Below are 18048 nucleotides of genomic sequence, written 5' to 3' on the forward strand. Positions count from 1 at the left end.
GTCACTCCTCTTCCGGTGCCAGCAACTCCAGCACCTCGTCAACACTGGTGGTCGTGCGCAGGCGCTCGGCCCTGTCCTCGTCGGCCAGCACCGTGGCGAGGGCGGACAGGATGCCCACGTGCTCGTCACTGTTCGATGCGATGGGGATCGCCACGTAGGCAGTCTTGCCGTTCCAGTCGACGCCGTCGGGGAACTGCAGGAATGCGAGCGCGGCCTTCTTGATGTGGACGCGGGACTCGTTCGTGCCATGGGGGATGGCCACGCCGTTGCCCAGGAACGTGGAGACCTGCCCCTCGCGGGCCAGCATGCCCTCGACGTAACCGTCGCCGGCGGCGCCGATCGCGACCAGGGTCTGACCGGCCTGGCGGATGGCGTCCTCCTTGTCGGACGCGGTCAGGCCGAGCCGAACGGCGTCACGGGGCAGGACGTCGCGGGCGAGCGTCTTCTTCGGGCGCTTCCCGGCCTCGGCGGCCGGCAGGGTCCCGGTGGCGACCGCGCCGGAGTTGGCCGCGCGCACGGTCTCCACCACGTCGTCGTAGACGGGGCTGCCCATGAAGTTGTCGACGGTGAACAGCACCGCGGAGGGGACGAGCGGCTTCGCCCGGGCCGCGAGGTCCTGGTGGGTGACGATGACGTCGTAGCTGTCGGTCAGGTTCGCGATGGCCTGGTTGGTGACCTTGACGTCGCGGAAGCCGGCGTCCTGGATCTTCTTGCGCAGCACCGAGGCGCCCATGGCGGACGATCCCATGCCGGCGTCGCAGGCGAACACGATGTTCCTGATCGGTCCGGAGAGCGGGGTCGCACCGGCACCGACGAGCGCGCCGGAGACGGACGACTTCTTGCCCTTGAGCGCCTCCATCTCGGCGGTGGCCCGGGCGAGGTCGCCCTCGTCCCTGTCCTTCGACACGCGGAGCAGGAGGGCACCGACCACGAAGGACACGGCGGCGGCGACGATCCACGACAGGGTGACGCCGAGCGCGCCCTGGGGCGTGATGGCCGCGTAGACGGCGATGATCGAACCGGGCGCGGCCGGGGAGCGCAGGCCACCGTGGAACATGACGTTCATCAGGACGCCGCTGGCGCCACCGGCGATCGCGGCGACGATCATGATCGGCTTCATCAGCACGTACGGGAAGTAGATCTCGTGGATGCCACCGAGGAAGTGGATGATCGCGGCGCCGGGCGCGGACGCCTTGGCGGTGCCCTTGCCGAACACCATGAAGGCGAGCAGGATGCCCAGGCCGGGCCCGGGGTTGGCCTCGAGCAGGAACAGGATCGACTGGCCGGTGGCCTGCGACTCGGCGAGGCCGAGCGGGGTCAGGACGCCGTGGTTGATGGCGTTGTTCAGGAACAGGACCTTGGCCGGTTCGATGAGCAGCGAGGTCAGCGGCAGGAGACCGTTGTTGACCAGGAACTGGACACCGGCGCCGAGTGCGGTGCTGACGGCGGTGACGACCGGCGAGAGTGCGAAGAAACCGACGACCGCGAGGACCATGCCCCAGATGCCGGCGGAGAAGTTGTCGACGAGCATCTCGAAGCCGGGCCGGATCTTGCCGTCCCAGATGGCGTCGATCTTCTTCATCGTCCAGCCGCCCAGCGGGCCCATGATCATGGCGCCCATGAACATCGGGATCGAGGTGCCGGCGATGACGCCCATGGTCGCGATCGCACCGACGACGCCGCCGCGGGGACCACGCTCGTTGTAGACCATGCGACCGCCGGTGTAACCGATGAGCAGCGGCAGCATGTAGGAGATCATCGGGCCGACGATGCCCTTGCCGTCGAAGTCACCCCAGCCACCCAGCGCGGCGACCCAGCCATCGGCGGGCAGCGTGCCCCCGGCCGCGAGGTTCAGCCAGCCGACCTTGATGAAGAGCGAGGTGATGAGGCCCCAGGCGATGAAGGCGCCGATGTTGGGCATGACCATGTTGGACAGGAAGGTTCCGAACTTCTGGACCTTGGCCCGGGCACCGGGTCCCTTCGTGGTGGTGACGCTTGCGACAGCAGCCGTCATGAGGTTCCTCCGTTGCGACACCGGCCGCTGCGGTGCGACCGGAGCAGACGCCCTACGTCCGCTGCGCACCATAATCAACCAACTCAAACACGGAGTCAAGAGGTATTGGGGTCATTCATCTTTGTTTGTGTTGGAATCCCCGCACCTGTCGACCACACCTTGGCGGATCAGGACCTCGAGGAACTCCCGGAGTTGCCCGGCCGCCTCCGGCGGTGCGTCGGTGTCAGCCAGCAGTTCTGCGATCAGGGAGTCGGCGTCGCGCGGCTCCGGGCCCAAGGCGGCGAACAGGGCGTCCCCGGGCGGGGTGATGGTCAGCACCGGGCCTGCCGGCAGCAGCGCCGCGAGCACGGCGTCCGGCCGGCCGATGATGGCGGCGCGGGGGGACCACCGGACGCCGGCGCCCGGCTCGCCGTCCGACGCGCGACCCGTGGCGGCGGGCCACCCGGCGTCCGCCCCGGCCAGCCCGTCGACCAGGGCGAAGCTGGACGGCACGGCCTCGCGCAGCGCCTCCGGGGAGGCCGCGGTCACGTCCAGGACGCCCCACAGTGCATGGGTGTAGCGGCTCCGCCTGCCCGCCCACCCCATCGCCCGCAGCACCGCCACCAGCGGTTCGGGATCGCCCTCCACCGCCACCGCCGCATGGGCGGCCACCCGGTCGTGCACGACCCGGACGCCGAGGTCCCGGGCCACCACCTCCACGGCGGCGTGGTGGAACGCCACGCGGTGCTCGTCCGCCAGCCCACCGGACGCCGCGCCCAGCCCGGGGACCTGCTCGTGCCCCCATTTCTCGGCGATCAGGGCGAGGTCGCCGGCGGTGTCCATCCGGAACCCCTGGTAGTGCCCGTCGAAGTAGGAGTGCGCGTGCAGGCACACCACCTGCGGATCGACGACGCACACTAGGTGTCCGTACGCGGAGGTGAAGAAGTCGTTGTGATCGACCCGCTTGAGCCGGTCGTCGTACCCGATGGACCGCACGGCGTCCGTCCGGGCCACGTAGAAATTGGGCACCTTGTACGCCACGGGCAGCCCGTCGATGATCGTCCCGGCGCGGACGCGCGGCTCGCCCCGGTACGCGTGGAGCGCCGCCGTGGAGTAGTCGGCCGTCCGCCCCAGGGGCAGGTGGACGACGCGTCCGCCGACCACGTCCACCTCGGGGTGGCGCGTCAGGTAGTCGATGGGGCGCTGGACGTCGAAATCCGGGAGCAGGACCATGTCGTCGTCGGTCATGAACACGTACGGGGTCCCGACCGCGGCCAGCAGCGCGTTGCGGCCGGCCCCGATGCCGCTGTCGAAGGGCAGCGGCAGGACACGGACGCCGGGGTCGTCCGAGACGAACGTCACGCGGCTGTCGTCCGCGACCACGATCGGGCCCGAGAACACCCGCCGGACGCTCGCCAGCATCCGTCGCAGGACGTCCGGGCGCTCGAACGTCTTCACCACGAGGGTGAGGTTCCCGGGGTCGACCGGGCCGCGCCCGTGGCGTCCGACCCAGGCGGACGCCACCGCCGTCTCGGCCGCGATCAGCCCTCCGTACATCCCCTGCAGAACCGGACGCCGTCCCGACCCGTGCGCCAGCCGCGAGACACGCCGCTTCAACGACTCCTGCCAGTCCCCTCGACCCATGGCGCCATCCTCTCAGGGACGGAACCCGGCGTCGGTGTGACAATGGACCCCATGCAGATGCCGAAGCATGCCGGCGAGGCCAGGGCACCCGAGGCCACGACGGCGTGACGACCGAGGCCACCCGCACCTGGACGCCCTGCTGGCCCTGTCCGGTCGCGGCGATCTGGTCCACGTGGCGCCGGGGCGACGGCGATCCCACCTACCGCGTCGACGAGGCCGGACGCCACTGGCGCGCCCTCCACACCCCCGCGGGTCCGGCGACCCTCCGCGTACTGGCCCGCCCCTCGACGGGCACCGTCGAGGCCGCCGCCTGGGGCGAGGGGGCGGCGTGGGCGCTCGAGCACCTGCCCGCCCTGCTCGGGGCCGAGGACGACCCCGCCGGCTTCGACCCGCGCCACGAGGTGCTGGCCCGCGCCTGGCACGTCCACCGCCATTGGCGGGTGGGCCGCGGCGGCAGCGTCTGGCAGGCGTTGCTGCCGGCCGTGATCGAACAGAAGGTCACCGGGCAGGAGGCCTTCACCGCCCAGCGCCGGCTCGCCCAGCGCTTCGGGACGCCCGCGCCGGGCCCGGGTGCCGACCTCGGCCTGAGGCTCCAACCCACCGCCGCGGAGGTGCGGCGCATCCCGTCGTGGGAGTGGCTGCGGCTCCCCGTGGACTCGGCTCGTTCCTCCACGCTCCTGCGTGCCGCGCGGGTGGCGTCCGGCTTGGAACGCACGCTCACCGCACCGGACGCCGACGCCCGGCTCCGCACGGTGCCGGGCCTGAGCACCTGGACGAGCGCGGAGATCCGCCAGCGCGCCCACGGTGACCCGGATGCGGTGAGCCTCGGCGACCACCACGTCGCTCGGTCGATCGGGTGGGCCCTCATCGGCGAGCAGACCGACGACGACGCGGTCGCCGCGTTGCTCGAGCCGTACGCCGGCCACCGCTACCGGGTCCAGCGGCTGTTGGAACTGGCGGGCGTCCGGCACCCGCAGCACGGGCCGCGCATGGCGCCCCGCAGCCACCTGCCGGGCTGAAACGGGCCCTGACGGCCGGGAGCCTCCGCTCTCCGACCGCCAGGGGTACTTGTTCGCCGGGGTGCCCGGCCAGTGTCAGCTGAGGACCTTGACCTGCCACGGGTAGGTGTAGGCCTCCCCGTTCCATGACTTGATCGCGCCCACGATGCCGAGCACGATCGAGGCCAGCGAGCCGACGATGATCATCGGGATGCCGATGATGGCGCCGATGATCGTGAAGGTCAGGATCCAGCCGATGATCGAGATCAGCCAGGTCGTGAGCACGAAGTTGAAGGCACCGGCCGAGGCGTTCCGGACGAACGGCGAGCTGTCCTTCTTGACCAGGTAGACCACGAGGGGCCCGACGATGTTCAACCACCCGGCCGACACGACGGTCGCGATCGGCGCGGAGAGGTGCGCGATCATCGCCCAGAGCCGCTCGTCCCCGTCGGGGCCGCGCCCGGCGGGGTAGGGGCGGCCGAGCGGCGGCCGCTGGTACGGGTCGGACGCGTAGGGGGCCTGATGGTTCGAGGAGTAGGCCTGCCCTGCTCGGGGGAAGGGCGGGGGCGCGTCCATGGGGTTGGCCCAGGGCTTTCCGCCCTGGGGGTCCGGCGTCCAGTTCTGTGCCTGAGGATCGGTCATGTGTCCATGATCGCCCCGACCGGCCCGCGACATAAGGGTCGCAAGGGGCCGGTCAGGGGGCGGTCCGGGTGACCCCGGCCGGCCGGAGGCCGCCCCCTCCACGCGGAGGGGATCAGCCCAGCGAGTTCAGGTGGGTCTGCAGGGCGCGCGTGGTGGCGGGCCCCCAGATGCCGTCGACGGTCGAGCGGACGACGCGCTGCACCCCACGGGTGGTCTCCGGGCCGCGGACGCCGTCGACGCGGACGCCCACCTTGGCCTGCAACGCACGGGTCGTGCCCGAGCCCCAGATCCCGTCCGGGTTCGTGCCGACCCACCTCTGCATCGCGATGATCGTCGCGCGGTCGAGGGTGCCGGTGACCGGGAGCGACTCGCCGGAGACGGGAGTCGGTGCGGGCGTGGGTGCGGGAGCGGGAGCCGGAGCGGTGCCCGGAGCCCCCTGGAGCAGGAAGGCCTGGAGCGCGCGGGTGGTCGCCGGGCCCCAGATGCCGTCCGGCTGGGCGCCCACGACGGTCTGGACCCGCACGTTCGTCTGACGGTCACGCAGGCCCGTCTCGGTCGCGCCGACCTTGACCTGCAGCGCGCGGGTGGTCGCGGGGCCCCAGATGCCGTCCGGGTTGGCCCCCACCCATTGCTGCATGGCGATGATCGTCGGGCGGTCGAGGTCACCGTTGACGGTGAGCTGGTCGCTGGGAGCAGGAGCGGGCGTCGATCCACCGGTCTCACCGATCGGCTGGGCGTTGCGGTCAGCCCCGCCGTTCTCCAGGGTGAGACCGGCCTTCACCGAGCAGCCCGGCCACGCGCCCGGCCCCTGGACGAAGAGCGTCCGCCGGGCGATGGCGATCTGCTGGGCCTTGGTGGCGTGGTGGGGGTAGAAGGCGAACTCGTTGCCGCCGAACGCCGCCCAGGTGCTGAGCGAGAACTGGAGGCCGCCGTAGTAGCCGTTCCCGGTGTTGATCGCCCACTTGCCGCTGGACTCGCACTCGGCGACCCGGTCCCACACGGTGAACTCCTCGGCACCTGCCTCGGCCATCAGGAGGCTTCCCCCGACGAGCGTTCCCCACGACAGCAGGGCGGTGGCTACCAGCCCCGGGACAAGACGGTTGTTCGGCATCTCACGAGATCCTTCCTTGCGACGGCGGGGGTGGCCGCTTCGAGCATGCGGGCGCGCGTGACGAACCGTCAAAGGATTCCCAAGAAACTCTCAGGGAGAGGTCGAACGTCGAGCGGGGACTCAGCTCTGGTTGTAGAAGGATCCGGTCAGGTGCGCGGCGTCATCGATCGCCGTGACCCCCGGCGGGGCGACGACCAGGACGTAGGCGGTCACCTTGTCGATGTTCCCCTGGAGCCCGAACACCATGCCGGACACGAAGTCCACCAGCCGATGCATGTCTTCGGCGTCCATCCGCGTGAGGTCGAGCACCACGATGTCCCCGTCACGCAGGTGCTCACCGATCACCCGGGACTCCCGGTACGAGGTCGGGTGGAACACGACGATGTTGCGGGCCTGGGGCACGAGCGCTCCTCTCTGTCCGTCCATCCTTCCAGACCACGGGGGGACTCTCGACGTCCGACACCCGCCCCGGCGACGGTTGTTGCCAACGTAGTGAAACTTCCTGACGGCGCCGGAGATTCGGGAGAGGCTGGGGCCCATGGACGCCTCTGCCGTTGCCATCAACCTTCGACTCGCCCTCATCGGCCAGCCCATGGTGGACGCCGACGACTTCGATTCCGACATCACGATCGCGCCGCTGCTGGCGCGCCAGCGAGAACTGTCGCGTCGCCTGTCGGACCGCCTCTCCCCCACCGACCAGCGCATCCAGGACTTCCTGGATGACTACCTCGAGGGCACCGAGGCGTCCGTCTCGCTGCCGCGCCGCACGCTCGTCCTGGACCAGCCGGGCCTGGCGCGCGAGTTGTCGCTGCCCCTGGATTCCGACGAGTTCTCCTCCGACCTGCTCTCCAGCTACCGCTTGGTGAACGGCGTCCTGCACAACCCCGCGAAGGACCGCCGGACCACCGCGGGCGTGTTCCACATCGCCGAGGGCGGCCTGCCCATCCCCGACGACAAGATCGCCGTCGACCGCGCCGTGGCCGGCAAGATCTTCGCGGCGGCCTTCGAGGCCCCCGCGCAGGCGCTGCGCCTTCCGTGGTCCTCGACGTCGGAGAACCCGGCCGAGTGCTTCGTCTCGCTGCTGCTCCGTCCGACCGTCGTCCCGGCCGTGGCCGGTGTCACGCCCCGGCGCAGCCTGGAGGTCCGCTTCATCGTGCCCGGCGGCATGGTCGCCAACCTCGACTTCGTCGAGTCGATCTTCGGCAACGGCGGCGACCCCTACCTGCCCGAGAACGACGCCTCGCTCGACCCCGCGCACTGGACCGGCCACACCGGCCTCGTCGTGCTCGCCCCGCACCTCACCGCGCTGACCAAGAAGGAGCTGGGCCTCCCGCACGTCTCCGAGGCGAGCGCGCGCCAGAAGCGCGACGGCCAGTGCTGGGAGTCCGAGGACGAGCGCTACAACGGCGGACAGGCCTTCAAGCTGTGCCTGCGCGACGGCCGCGGCGTCATCGCCACCGTGATCGCCGACAACTACTTCGGCTACTGCAAGAAGGAGGTCAAGACCCAGATCTCCTACTCCGCGAACCTGCTGGGCAACGCCGAGGAGGAGCACGCCGGCGGTGCCGTCGTGTTCCCGGCCTACAACATCGGCCGCGAGTGGACCGACGAGCGGACGCCCGAGTCCTACTCGGTGGCGGACGCCGTCGACCGCGACCCCGAACTGTGGCTGCGCCACCCCGAGGGCCATGCCGACCACGCCGAATGGGAGCACCTCACCCTCGTCCCGGCCGGCGCGACCTTCTCGATGAAGAACCAGACGGTCAGTTGGGACGGGCCCGACGGCACGGCCAGCATCAAGCTGCACGCGAACCACACCTACCTGCTCCCCAACGGTTACCGCGTCCATGCCAAGCACCGCGAGACGGACAGGACCCAGTGGCACCTGGTCGGCACCTCCCCCGAGCCGACGCACTGCCACAAGCCGGCGACCGTCTCCGGCGGCGGCAAGTCCGAGATCAGCAAGTCGATCCTGGACGCGTTCGTGTTCGACTCGCTCCACGTCGTCGACTTCGAGGCGGACATGGACCACGTCCAGCGTCTCATCGACGGCGACTACCAGTGGCGGTTCGTCGACCCGGAGCGCAACGGCAAGGACCACCGCGGGATCCTGTCCGAGGAGCGGTCGCTGGGTTCGGTCATCAAGCTGATGACGCCGTCCAGCCGCTTCACCGCGGGGCACAACGAGTTCCTGGCGACGATCCCCGACCACGTCAAGGAACTCCTGTTCACCGTCAAGCGCTACTACACCCCCGAGTGGGGCGACGACTGGCGCAGCCACTTCACGGTCCAGACGATCAACGGTCGCGAGGGCAAGTCGCTGCGCCTGGACGGTGAGCGCGTCATCGCGAACCATCTGCGCGTGGGCTTCGAGGCGGACGGCTCGTGGCGCCTGTTCTCGCTGCGTCCGGACTTCTCGGCCGCGGTGAAGGTGCAGTCCGAGGACGACATCACGGCCTCCACGGTCGTGCCGCCGCGCCGGACGCCCGAGGGCGGCTCCGGCCGCGCAGGCGCCACCGCGGGCCTGTCCCGCAAGGTGGTCACCAACTGTGAGCGCCTGCTGTTCCAGCGTCCGGACGACGCCATCGTCCGCGGATACGACAAGCAGACCGAGCTCGACATGAGCCAGCCCGGGACGTTCATCTCCAACTTCGCGCCCCTCACCCACGCCGACGCGCGGGACATGGTGCAGGACGTCGCGGAGTTCGCCCGCTACACCGCCCCCATGGCCGGCCTGATCGAGCACATCGCCGAGATGGGCGACGACGAGGGTCCCGACTACTTCGTGAGCTCGTCCGAGCCGAGGATCGTCGACGGCAAGCGGTCCAAGAACCCGCGCTACCTGCAGATCCGCCCGGACATCGCCAACCCGGAGGCCACGGCGTCCGCCGACGTCGCGTTCCACCTGCTCGAGAGGGTGCCGCTCACCGAGCCGTGCCCCGCCGAGGTCGACATCGTGGCCGCCGGACGCCGCAACAACGCCGCCGAGCCGGGCGTCCCCCCGCTGTGCACCTACAACCCCCTGCACTACATGGAGTTGCCCGAGCTGTTCATGGAGTTCATCTCCTCCATGACGGGCAAATCTCCCTCCACGACCGGCGCCGGCTCCGAGGGCGCGATGACCAAGGGGCCGTTCAACGCCCTGCCGGCCGTCTACGACCTCAACGCCGCCCTGCTGTCCTTCGTGCTGACCGGCTACGACGGCTGGCTCAGCTCGGCCGGCATGATCGGCCCGAAGGTCAGGATCGACCACGACTTCTCGATGCTCGTGCCCGAGGTGTTCAGCCGGATGCGTCCGGACGAGCGCCGGGCCTCAGCCCTGATCGAGGGCGGGTACCTGGAGAAGCTGTCCGACTTCGAGCACAACGGCGAGGTCGTCGCGGCCTCCCGCCTCGGCTACCGCATGAACGAGGCGTTCGCGACGACGTTCTTCGGGCGGATCTTCCTGCACCCCGACGTCGTGTTCACCGAGGAGATGCTCAAGCCCGAGCTCCAGGACCTGGACACGTTCGCCGAGTCCATGCGCGTCATCGTGAAGACGCACCAGCGGGTGGCGCAGTCGTACCTCGACGACGGCACGATCGAGGACGCCGTCCCGCCGCTGCACGGGCTGCTGGAGATCATGGCCACCGGCCAGACCTCCGAGGGCTGGACGCTCGACTCGCCGGAGTTCCGGGCGATGTTCGAGCGGGAGACGGTGCTCGCGTCCGACTGGTACGCCGCCCGCCTGGACGCCAAGCGTGCCGAGGAACTGCGCCACGTGCACCGTGCGACGTTCGGCCTGGCCGACTTCCTGGCCGAGCCCTTCAACGCCGAGGCCGCCGCGCGTCTCGGGGTCGCGGAGCGACTCGCCGCCGCCGAGGAGGCCGTCACCCGCCTCGGCTCCGCCGAATACCGCGAGTCTCTCGTCGGGACGATCGGACGCCAGCCGCTCGGCAACTGACCCGGGTTGCCACCCGCGGATGGGCGTTGTCCGGCCGCGGGTGGTAGAACGGGCCGGTGAGCGACCGCAACATCATCCGCGCTGACGGATCGGACAGGACCTTCCATCGGTTGAAGGTCCTGTTCGTGCTTTTGCTCCCTCTTTCCATGTCGCTGATGGCGATGTCGGCGGTCAACGTGGCCCTGCCCACGATCGAGGTGGGGCTGGGGGCGACCCCGGGCGATGTGCAGTGGATCCTGTCCGGCTACGCGCTGGCGCTGGGGGTTTCTCTCATCCCGGCCGGACGCGCGGGCGACGTCCTCGGACGCGGGACCTGGTTCGTGGTCGGCCTGGTGATCTTCGTGGTGGCATCCCTGGTCTGCGGACTGTCACCCACCCCGTTCTTCCTCAACGTGGCGCGCATCGCCCAGGGCATCGGCGCCGGGATCTTCTCCCCGCAGGTGACAGGCATGATCCAGCAGTACTTCACCGGTCAGGGGCGGGCCAAGGCGTTCGCGCTGTTCGGACTCGTCATCTCGGCGTCGGTCGCCGTGGGCCCGGTCCTCACCGGCGCGATCATCCAGGCGCTGGGGCCGCAGGACGGCTGGCGCTGGGCCTTCTTCATCTACACGCCGGTCGGTCTGCTGGCGGTCATCCTCGCGCTGGCGTGGTTCCCCTTCGAGACCGAACGCCGAGAGGCCCGCGAGCGCCGCGCCGGCCGCGGACGCGCGTGGTACGCGTTCCCCGACCTGGACCCCTTCGGGACCTTCCTGCTCACGGCGTCGATCCTGGCGCTGATGTACCCCTTCATGGCGCACGCCGCCTGGGCCTGGTGGCTGCTGCCGCTGTCGCCGCTCCTCCTGTGGACGTGGGTGCGCTGGGAGCGGCGGTACGCCGCGCGGGGGCGCGCGCCGATGGTCGACATGATGCTGTTCGGGTTCCGGTCGTTCCGCAACGGCATGCTCGTGTCGGGGGTGATGTTCCTCGGTATCGCCTCCACGTTCGCGGTGCTGGCGCTGTTCCTGCAGTCGGGACTGCACGTTCCGGCGGTCGCGGTCGGCCTCGTGGGCCTGCCCAACGCGGTGCTCAGCGCCTACGCGTCCTGGTGGTCGGTGAAGTACGTGATGAGCCACGGTCGGCGCCTCATCTTCTGGATGCTCCTGCTCATGGCCCTGGGCATCGTGCTGAGCATCGGAGTGGCGCTGCTGATCCCGCTCGGCATGCCGTGGTGGCTGCTCGGCGCCACGCTGTCGCTGAACGGCTTCGCCATGGGCGCCATCGGTTCGGCCAACCAGACCCTCTCCCTCCAGGACGTGCCCCTGCAGCACGGCGGCACCGCGAGCGGGATCAAGCAGACCGTGGAGCGCGTCGGCGCCGCGCTGGGCAACGCCATGATCGTGGGTGTCTTCTTCGCCCTGGTGCCGACCGGTTGGACGCCCGCCTTCGCCGGCGCGTACCTCGCCATCATGGGATTCATCCTGCTCGCCGCCATGATCGCGACCTTCGACGAGCGCCAGCACCGGGAGCCGGTGGGCGTCTGAAGCTGCGCCGGTCGGGGAGCCCGCCTGTCGGGTAGCCCGACACTCAGGTTCGCCACCTCCGCGCCGGTCGGGTAGCCCGACACTCAGGATTGCCACTCCCGCACGCGTGGCAAACCCGCTCAGATGTGGCAAAGCGCCGCGTGAAGGTTGCCTGGGGGCGCGGGGGTCGCGCCGGGCGGCTTGCTGACCCCGACCAGGGTGTGCCACCCGGAGATGGGAGGGAACCAAGCGCTGACGGCCAGAGCGGGAACCAACGCAGGCATTCCCCCCCCCCCGGAAGGACGCGTTACGCCCGCGTCACCAACCAGCCAGGCGCGCCAGCGCGGCAGCCACGGCCCCGACGATGACCACCAGCAGGTAGGGAGCCCGCAGCCAGAGCGCGACGGCGGCCGCGACCAGGGCCGCGAGGCGGGCGTCCGCCACCACGGCCTGGCCGGAGACGAACGTGTTGGTCATCACCAGCGACGTGAGCAGGCCCACCGTCATGCCGGCGCTGAGCGTCGTCACCCACGGCCGGTCGAGGAACGAATGGGGGACGAGGTAGCCGGACAGCTTCGTCGCGTAGGCGATGGCGCACGCCACCAGCACCCAGACCCACATGGCCGTCATGCGCGCCTCCTGTGCTGGGCGACGGCCATGGCCCCCGAGACGAGCGCGGCGAGGATGATGGGCATCCCCGCGGGGACGAAGGGCACCGCGACCAGCGTCACGAAAGCGGATGCGACGGCGATGGCGTGGGCGTCCCGGTTCCGGAGGCGCGGCCAGAGCAGTCCGAGGAACGCCGCCACGGCGGCGCCGTCCAGTCCCCAGGCCTTGGGGTCGCCCAACTGCTCACCGACCACCGCGCCCAGCAGCGTGAAGGTGTTCCAGAGCACCCAGACCCCGATGCCGGCGGCCCAGAAGCCGCGCCGCTGCTCATCCTTGTCGGACTGGCCCAACGCCGTCGCGGTGGACTCGTCGATCGTCAGGTGGGCGCTGATCGGCTTGATCGCGGACCGCGGCCGGAACAGTGCGTTCATCTGGACGCCGTACACCGCGTTGCGCACCCCCAACAGCGAGGCCGCCGTCGTGGCCGCACCCAGGGAACCACCCCCGGCCACGACCCCGATGAACGCGAACTGGGACCCCCCGGTGAACATGAGGGCGCTCAGGGCCACGGCCTGCCAGACCGTGAGTCCGGCGGTGACGGCCAGCGCGCCGAACGAGATGCCGTACAGCCCGACCGCGACCGCGATCGAGAACCCCATCCGGACCGCCGGCGTCAGAGGGACGCCGAGCACCGAGCGAGTGCGGGTTACGGCGGAGGCTGGCACCCCGTGATGCTAGCCGTCCGCCCGCCACCCACGTCCGGCGTTCTGAACGCCGAGAAGCCAGCAGGTCAACGGTCGAGCTGCTGGCTCCCAGGCACAGACGGGTCAGTCGAGCAGGTCGGCGTACAGGATCGACGACAGGTAACGCTCACCGAAGCTCGGGATGACGACCACGATGGTCTTGCCGGCGTTCTCCTCGCGGGCGGCGAGCTGGCCGGCGGCGGCCAGGGCGGCACCCGAGGAGATGCCCACCAACAGGCCCTCCTCCTGGGCGGCGCGTCGGGCCCACTCCACGGCAGTCTCCGACGTCTGGGGGAGGACCTCGTCGATCACCGTCCGGTCGAGGATCTCGGGGATGAAGTTGGCGCCGATGCCCTGGATCTTGTGCGGGCCGGGCTGTCCGCCGGACAGCAGCGGCGACTCCGCGGGCTCCACCGCGACGATCCGGACCTCCGGCTTGCGCTCCTTCAGGACCTGGCCGACGCCGGAGATCGTGCCGCCCGTGCCCACACCGGCGACGAAGATGTCGACCTGGCCGTCCGTGTCCGCCCAGATCTCCTCGGCGGTGGTGCTGCGGTGGATGGCGACGTTGGCGGGGTTGGCGAACTGGCGGGCCAGCACCGCCCCGGGAATCTCCGCGGCGAGCTCCTCGGCCTTGGCCACGGCGGCCTTCATGCCGGCCGGGCCGGGGGTCAGGACGAGTTCGGCCCCGTAGGCACGCAGCAGGGCCCGGCGCTCCTTGGACATGGTCTCCGGCATCGCGAGCACGACGCGGTAGCCACGAGCGGCACCGACGAAGGCCAGGGCGATGCCGGTGTTGCCGGAGGTGCCCTCCACGATGGTGCCACCCGGCTTCAGCTCACCGGACGCCTCGGCCGCGTCGATGATGGCGACCCCGATGCGGTCCTTGACCGAGTTGGCGGGGTTGTAGAACTCGAGCTTGGCGTAGACCTCCGCCGAGCTGTCGCCGAAGAGGCGGTTGATGCGGACGAGCGGCGTCCGGCCGATGAGGGCGGTGGCGTCGGAGAAGTAGTTGGTCATGGGAGGGTTGCTCTTCCTTCTTGGATGCGATGAGTGCGAGTGCTGCTGTCTCGGGGGCGGGCGCCGGCCGGATACGTGGCATGCATCCGGCCGGCGCCCCCTCCCAGGTCGGGGTGCGGGGTGCGGGTCGGCGCCGTGCTGCGGGTCAGGCCTTCTGGACAGTGATCGTCCAGGAGGCATCGCCCACCTGTTCGAAGTGGGTGACCGGGTAGCCGGAGGCGGCTGCCCAGTGCGGGATCGAGTCCGTGGCCTGGGTGCAGTCGAAGTCGATGACGAGCTCGTCACCCACCTCCAACTGCTTGATGGCCTGCTTGGCCTCCACCAGCGGGAACGGGCACACCTGCCCGAGCGTGTTCAGCTGGTAGCGTCGCCCGCCCTCGGACGCCGGCAGCGGGGTGACGGCGTCCACGTCCGGGCTGACGGGTGACTGGACGAGCGAGGCGACGGGAGTGCGGAAGCGGTCGAAGAATCCCATGGCTTTTCCTTTCTCAACGGGACGCCGCGGGCTGCGGCAGCAGGACGGGGGCGGCACCGGCGCGGCGGTGCGTCTGGATGAAGAAGCGGGCGGCGACGCCCACACCGAGGAAGGTGCCCAGGAAGGAGAGCCAGCCCTGGTAGCCGAACAACGCGGTCTGGACGAGGGTGTTACCGATGGTGCAACCGCCGGCGAGGACGGCGCCGATGCCCATGATCGAGCCGCCGATGATGGCGCGGACGGAGGTGCGGGCATCCGGAGCGCGGAGACGGAACTCCCCCGACAGCTTGGCGGCGATGTAGGAACCGGGGATGAGGCCGAGGACGAAGAGGACACCCCAGTCCACGTACTGCAGGTCGCCGGTGGTCAGGTACTGGACGATGTTGGCCGAGGGGGTGGTGATGCCGAGGCCCGCGTTGCGGCCGGTGGCGGCCGAGAGCGGGTAGGCCAGGGCCGCGATGACACCCACGGTGACGGCGGTGGCGTTCGGCGTCCACGGCCTGCCGAACAGGAGCCCGCGCAGGCCGGACGGGGCCGCCGCGTTGGTGAGGCCGGCGACCGACTTGGTGCGCTGACGGGCGACCAGCCAGGCGGTGACGGCGACGAGGGCCACGACGAGGAACCACGGGCTGATGCCGAGGGTGGCGTGGAGGGTGGTGAGGCCCGACTTCTGGCCACGCAGTTCGTCGGTGACCTGACTGAGCGCCCCGTACCTCATGATCGACGCGACGAGCGCGTAGAAGATCAGGGCGATCCACGAGCCGATCAGGCCCTCGCCGGAGCGGTAGTAGGTGCCCGTGGCGCAACCGCCGGCCAGCACGATGCCGATGCCGAAGAGGAAGGACCCGGCAGCGACGGCCAGCACGGGCAGGTCCGGCACCTTGGTCTGCACCACGCCGGACGACAGGAGGCCCCACACGAGGACCGACTGGACGGTGATGGCCAGGACGAAGGCCGTGAGCCAGCGGGTGGAGCCCGAGAGCCACACGTCGCGGAGCGCGCCGGTGACGCAGAAGCGTCCGCGCTGGAAGACGAAGCCGAGCACGATGCCCAGCGCGAGTCCGGTGAGGATCATGATGCCTCCTGAAGAAATGGATGAATGGGATTGGAAAATGGCATGGCGAAATGGGGAAATGCCATGGGATGAAAAAAGCCGATGAATCAGGGTGCCGCGGGCGTGGGCGAACCGCTACTCCGGGGGGAGCCTGGGTGTGGTGCCGGGATCAGGGCGTCAGCCTGCAGCGTGACGCCCGCCGCTACGACGGGTCAGGCGCGACAACAACACGGACAGGCAGCAACACACATGCCGAGCGCAGTGCGCTCGGTGTGGGCCTGGCGGGAGTCCGCGAGTCGAGTCATGAGGAAAGAGGTTCCTTGCCTGGTGGGCCCATGGGCCCGCGATCAGATACCCATACGGTAGGGCAATCATTCTCGGAACACAATTCGCATCTCATATTGCGGTATTGCCGGCCCGCGAATCACCCACGCATCGGTTTGCCACTCCCGGGCCGGAACGCCACGCGTGCGGGTGTGGCATGACTGAGTGTCGCCGCACCCGGGGAGCCGGGGCACCGCACACGGAGGGAAAGGCAGCCGCATGCGGCAGTACGCTGAAGGCGCTCCACCCGATGGACGATGAGGAGACGACATGGTGCACGGACGCCGCGTGGCCGTTGCGGGACTGGCCCTCGCGGCCATCTTCGGGACAGCCGCCTGCTCCACCGAGACCGTCCGCACCGGGACCCGTCCGAACATGCCGACCGCGGCGCCCGCCCAGGTGAGGACGCCGACCGCCACACCTCCCGCGGTGCGCCTCCCGGAGTTGCCCAGCTACAGCAAGCCGCGCCCCGGACCGGAGGGCGCGCACTCCTTCGCCCGCAACATGACCGAGGCGCCCGGCGCGTTCTCGTGGGCCGTCGTGGACGCCGCGGGCCGGCCGACGGCGTACTCCGGGCGCGAGCCCGTCGTCTTCGGCGACCCGGAGACGTACAACCAGGTCCCCGGCGTCCTGACCTTTCGCGGCAACAACCACCGGACTGGCGGCACGTGGGGCACCGCCCAGGTGACCGAGCAGAAGCTCACCGTCGAGTGGACGAAGGAGATCGGCGAGATCCGCGGCGAGGGCTCGTATTGGCCGGGAGCCGGGTGGACCGGCCAGCCCCTGCTCGTCCAGTGGCCGCGCGAGACGAAGGTCGCGATGGGGCTCGCGGACGAGTTCGTCGACGACGACACGTTCGTCGAGGTGATCTACCCCGTGTTCGAGGGCAAGATCCACCGCCTCGACCTGAGGACCGGACGCCCCACCAGGGATCCGATCGAGGTCGGCTGGGGCTTCAAGGGCACGGCATCGATCGACCCGCGTGGCTACCCGCTGCTGTACGCCGGCCAGGGCCTGAACGACACCAACGGCACCATCGGCCCCTGGCGCTACCGGGTGTTCGACCTGATCCAGAACGCCGAAGTCTGGCACCTCTCCGGCCTCGACCCGGCCGCCCCGCGTCAGGACTGGGGCGCCTTCGACTCCTCCGCGCTCATCAACGCCAAGGCCGACACCCTCATCGGGCCCGCTGAGAACGGGCTGATCTACAAGGTGAAGCTGAACTCCCGGTACGACCCCGCCGGGGGGACGGTCTCGATCGACCCTCAGGTGAGGCGGTTGCGTTACACCGCCCCGGGCAACGAGAAGTACGGCATCGAGAACTCGGCGGTTGCCTGGCGCAACCTGATGTTCGCCGCCGACAACGAGGGCAAGCTGTTCTCCTGGGACGCCACGACGCTCGAGATGCTCTGGATGCGGGAGGTCGAGGACGACACGGACGCCTCCCTCGTGCTCGAGGAGACCTCGGACGGCGTGTTCCTCTACACGGGCAACGAGGTCGACACCCGCAAGGAGGCCACCGGCAACAAGGTGACCAACATCCGCAAGATCGACGCCCTGACGGGCAAGCAGGTCTGGCAGTACGACATCCCGGCCTACTACACGGGCGTCAACGGCGGCGTGCTGGCCACGCCGGCGCTGGGCCGGGGGCCCATCTCGGACCTGGTGATCTTCAACGTGTCCCGGACGACCGCGCCCCGCGAGGGGGACATGGTCGCGCTCAACAAGGCGGACGGCTCGGTCGCCTGGCGCCGGCACCTGTCCAACTACTCGTGGAGTTCCCCCACCCTGATCACCTCGACCGAGGGGAGCCTCTACGGCGTCCTGGCCGACTCCGATGGTGTCGTCCACCTCTTCGACCCCAGGACCGGCGAGGACATCTCGACCCTGAGCCTGGGCAAGAACATCGAGGCGACGCCCTCGGTGTTCGGCGACATGCTGGTGGTGGCGTCGTACGACCGGAAGATCTACGGGATCCGGATCAGCTAGCCAC

The 18048-nt window shown here is 70.2% G+C and carries 14 protein-coding genes; 4 read left to right on the plus strand and 10 right to left on the minus strand.

Going from position 1 to position 18048, the window contains the following annotated elements; all coding sequences use genetic code 11:
• Position 1: 1 nt before the first annotated feature.
• Positions 2-2014 carry a PTS mannitol transporter subunit IICBA gene (locus tag AC5YDA_RS08180; protein WP_496188898.1) on the minus strand — a complete coding sequence of 671 codons (2013 nt, stop codon included), beginning with the start codon at positions 2012-2014 and terminating at the stop codon, positions 2-4.
• Between the two features lie 111 nt (positions 2015-2125).
• Positions 2126-3637, minus strand: a complete 1512-nt coding sequence (locus AC5YDA_RS08185) for a glycosyltransferase (protein WP_496188899.1) — start codon at positions 3635-3637, stop codon at positions 2126-2128.
• A 104-nt stretch (positions 3638-3741) separates the two neighbouring features.
• On the opposite strand from AC5YDA_RS08185, the gene AC5YDA_RS08190 reads away from it, so the two are divergent.
• Positions 3742-4656, plus strand: coding sequence for a DNA-3-methyladenine glycosylase family protein (locus AC5YDA_RS08190; protein ID WP_496188900.1), 915 nt, complete (start codon positions 3742-3744; stop codon positions 4654-4656).
• 75 nt (positions 4657-4731) lie between these two features.
• Here AC5YDA_RS08190 and AC5YDA_RS08195 read toward each other — a convergent pair whose 3' ends face one another.
• The 3 genes from AC5YDA_RS08195 to AC5YDA_RS08205 all read right to left on the minus strand — a co-directional run bounded on the left by AC5YDA_RS08195 (position 4732) and on the right by AC5YDA_RS08205 (position 6814).
• On the minus strand, positions 4732-5277 hold the full coding sequence (locus tag AC5YDA_RS08195) for a DUF4870 domain-containing protein (protein WP_496188901.1): 546 nt from the start codon (positions 5275-5277) through the stop codon (positions 4732-4734).
• Between the two features lie 112 nt (positions 5278-5389).
• The gene (locus AC5YDA_RS08200; RefSeq protein ID WP_496188902.1) at positions 5390-6388 is read right to left on the minus strand and encodes a transglycosylase family protein; all 999 of its coding nucleotides are present in this window, start codon (positions 6386-6388) and stop codon (positions 5390-5392) included.
• Positions 6389-6508: 120 nt separating this feature from the next.
• Positions 6509-6814: a cell division protein SepF gene (locus tag AC5YDA_RS08205; protein ID WP_496188903.1), complete on the minus strand. Its 306-nt coding sequence runs from the start codon at positions 6812-6814 to the stop codon at positions 6509-6511.
• A 112-nt stretch (positions 6815-6926) separates the two neighbouring features.
• On the opposite strand from AC5YDA_RS08205, the gene AC5YDA_RS08210 reads away from it, so the two are divergent.
• Positions 6927-10331 (plus strand): PPi-type phosphoenolpyruvate carboxykinase family protein, encoded by a 3405-nt coding sequence (locus AC5YDA_RS08210; RefSeq protein WP_496188904.1) that lies wholly within the window; start codon positions 6927-6929, stop codon positions 10329-10331.
• Positions 10332-10387: 56 nt separating this feature from the next.
• The gene (locus tag AC5YDA_RS08215; RefSeq protein WP_496188905.1) at positions 10388-11851 is read left to right on the plus strand and encodes an MFS transporter; all 1464 of its coding nucleotides are present in this window, start codon (positions 10388-10390) and stop codon (positions 11849-11851) included.
• Positions 11852-12148: 297 nt separating this feature from the next.
• On the opposite strand, the gene AC5YDA_RS08220 is transcribed toward AC5YDA_RS08215, so the two are convergent.
• The 5 genes from AC5YDA_RS08220 to AC5YDA_RS08240 all read right to left on the minus strand — a co-directional run bounded on the left by AC5YDA_RS08220 (position 12149) and on the right by AC5YDA_RS08240 (position 15752).
• Positions 12149-12460 carry an AzlD domain-containing protein gene (locus tag AC5YDA_RS08220; protein WP_496188906.1) on the minus strand — a complete coding sequence of 104 codons (312 nt, stop codon included), beginning with the start codon at positions 12458-12460 and terminating at the stop codon, positions 12149-12151.
• The gene (locus tag AC5YDA_RS08225) at positions 12457-13131 is read right to left on the minus strand and encodes an AzlC family ABC transporter permease (protein WP_496192921.1); all 675 of its coding nucleotides are present in this window, start codon (positions 13129-13131) and stop codon (positions 12457-12459) included. The genes AC5YDA_RS08220 and AC5YDA_RS08225 overlap by 4 nt, the downstream gene beginning before the upstream one ends.
• A 135-nt stretch (positions 13132-13266) precedes the next feature.
• Positions 13267-14202, minus strand: coding sequence for a cysteine synthase A (gene cysK, locus AC5YDA_RS08230; RefSeq protein WP_496188908.1), 936 nt, complete (start codon positions 14200-14202; stop codon positions 13267-13269).
• A 145-nt stretch (positions 14203-14347) separates the two neighbouring features.
• A complete protein-coding gene (locus AC5YDA_RS08235) occupies positions 14348-14677 on the minus strand; it encodes a sulfurtransferase TusA family protein (protein ID WP_496188909.1) in 330 nt (109 codons plus the stop codon).
• Between the two features lie 13 nt (positions 14678-14690).
• Positions 14691-15752, minus strand: coding sequence for a YeeE/YedE family protein (locus AC5YDA_RS08240; protein ID WP_496188910.1), 1062 nt, complete (start codon positions 15750-15752; stop codon positions 14691-14693).
• 573 nt (positions 15753-16325) lie between these two features.
• Between AC5YDA_RS08240 and AC5YDA_RS08245 the strand changes: the two genes are divergently transcribed.
• On the plus strand, positions 16326-18044 hold the full coding sequence (locus tag AC5YDA_RS08245) for an outer membrane protein assembly factor BamB family protein (protein ID WP_496188911.1): 1719 nt from the start codon (positions 16326-16328) through the stop codon (positions 18042-18044).
• The last annotated feature ends 4 nt before the right edge of the window (positions 18045-18048 follow it).

The sequence above is a fragment of the Propioniciclava sp. LT294 genome (assembly GCF_059516005.1).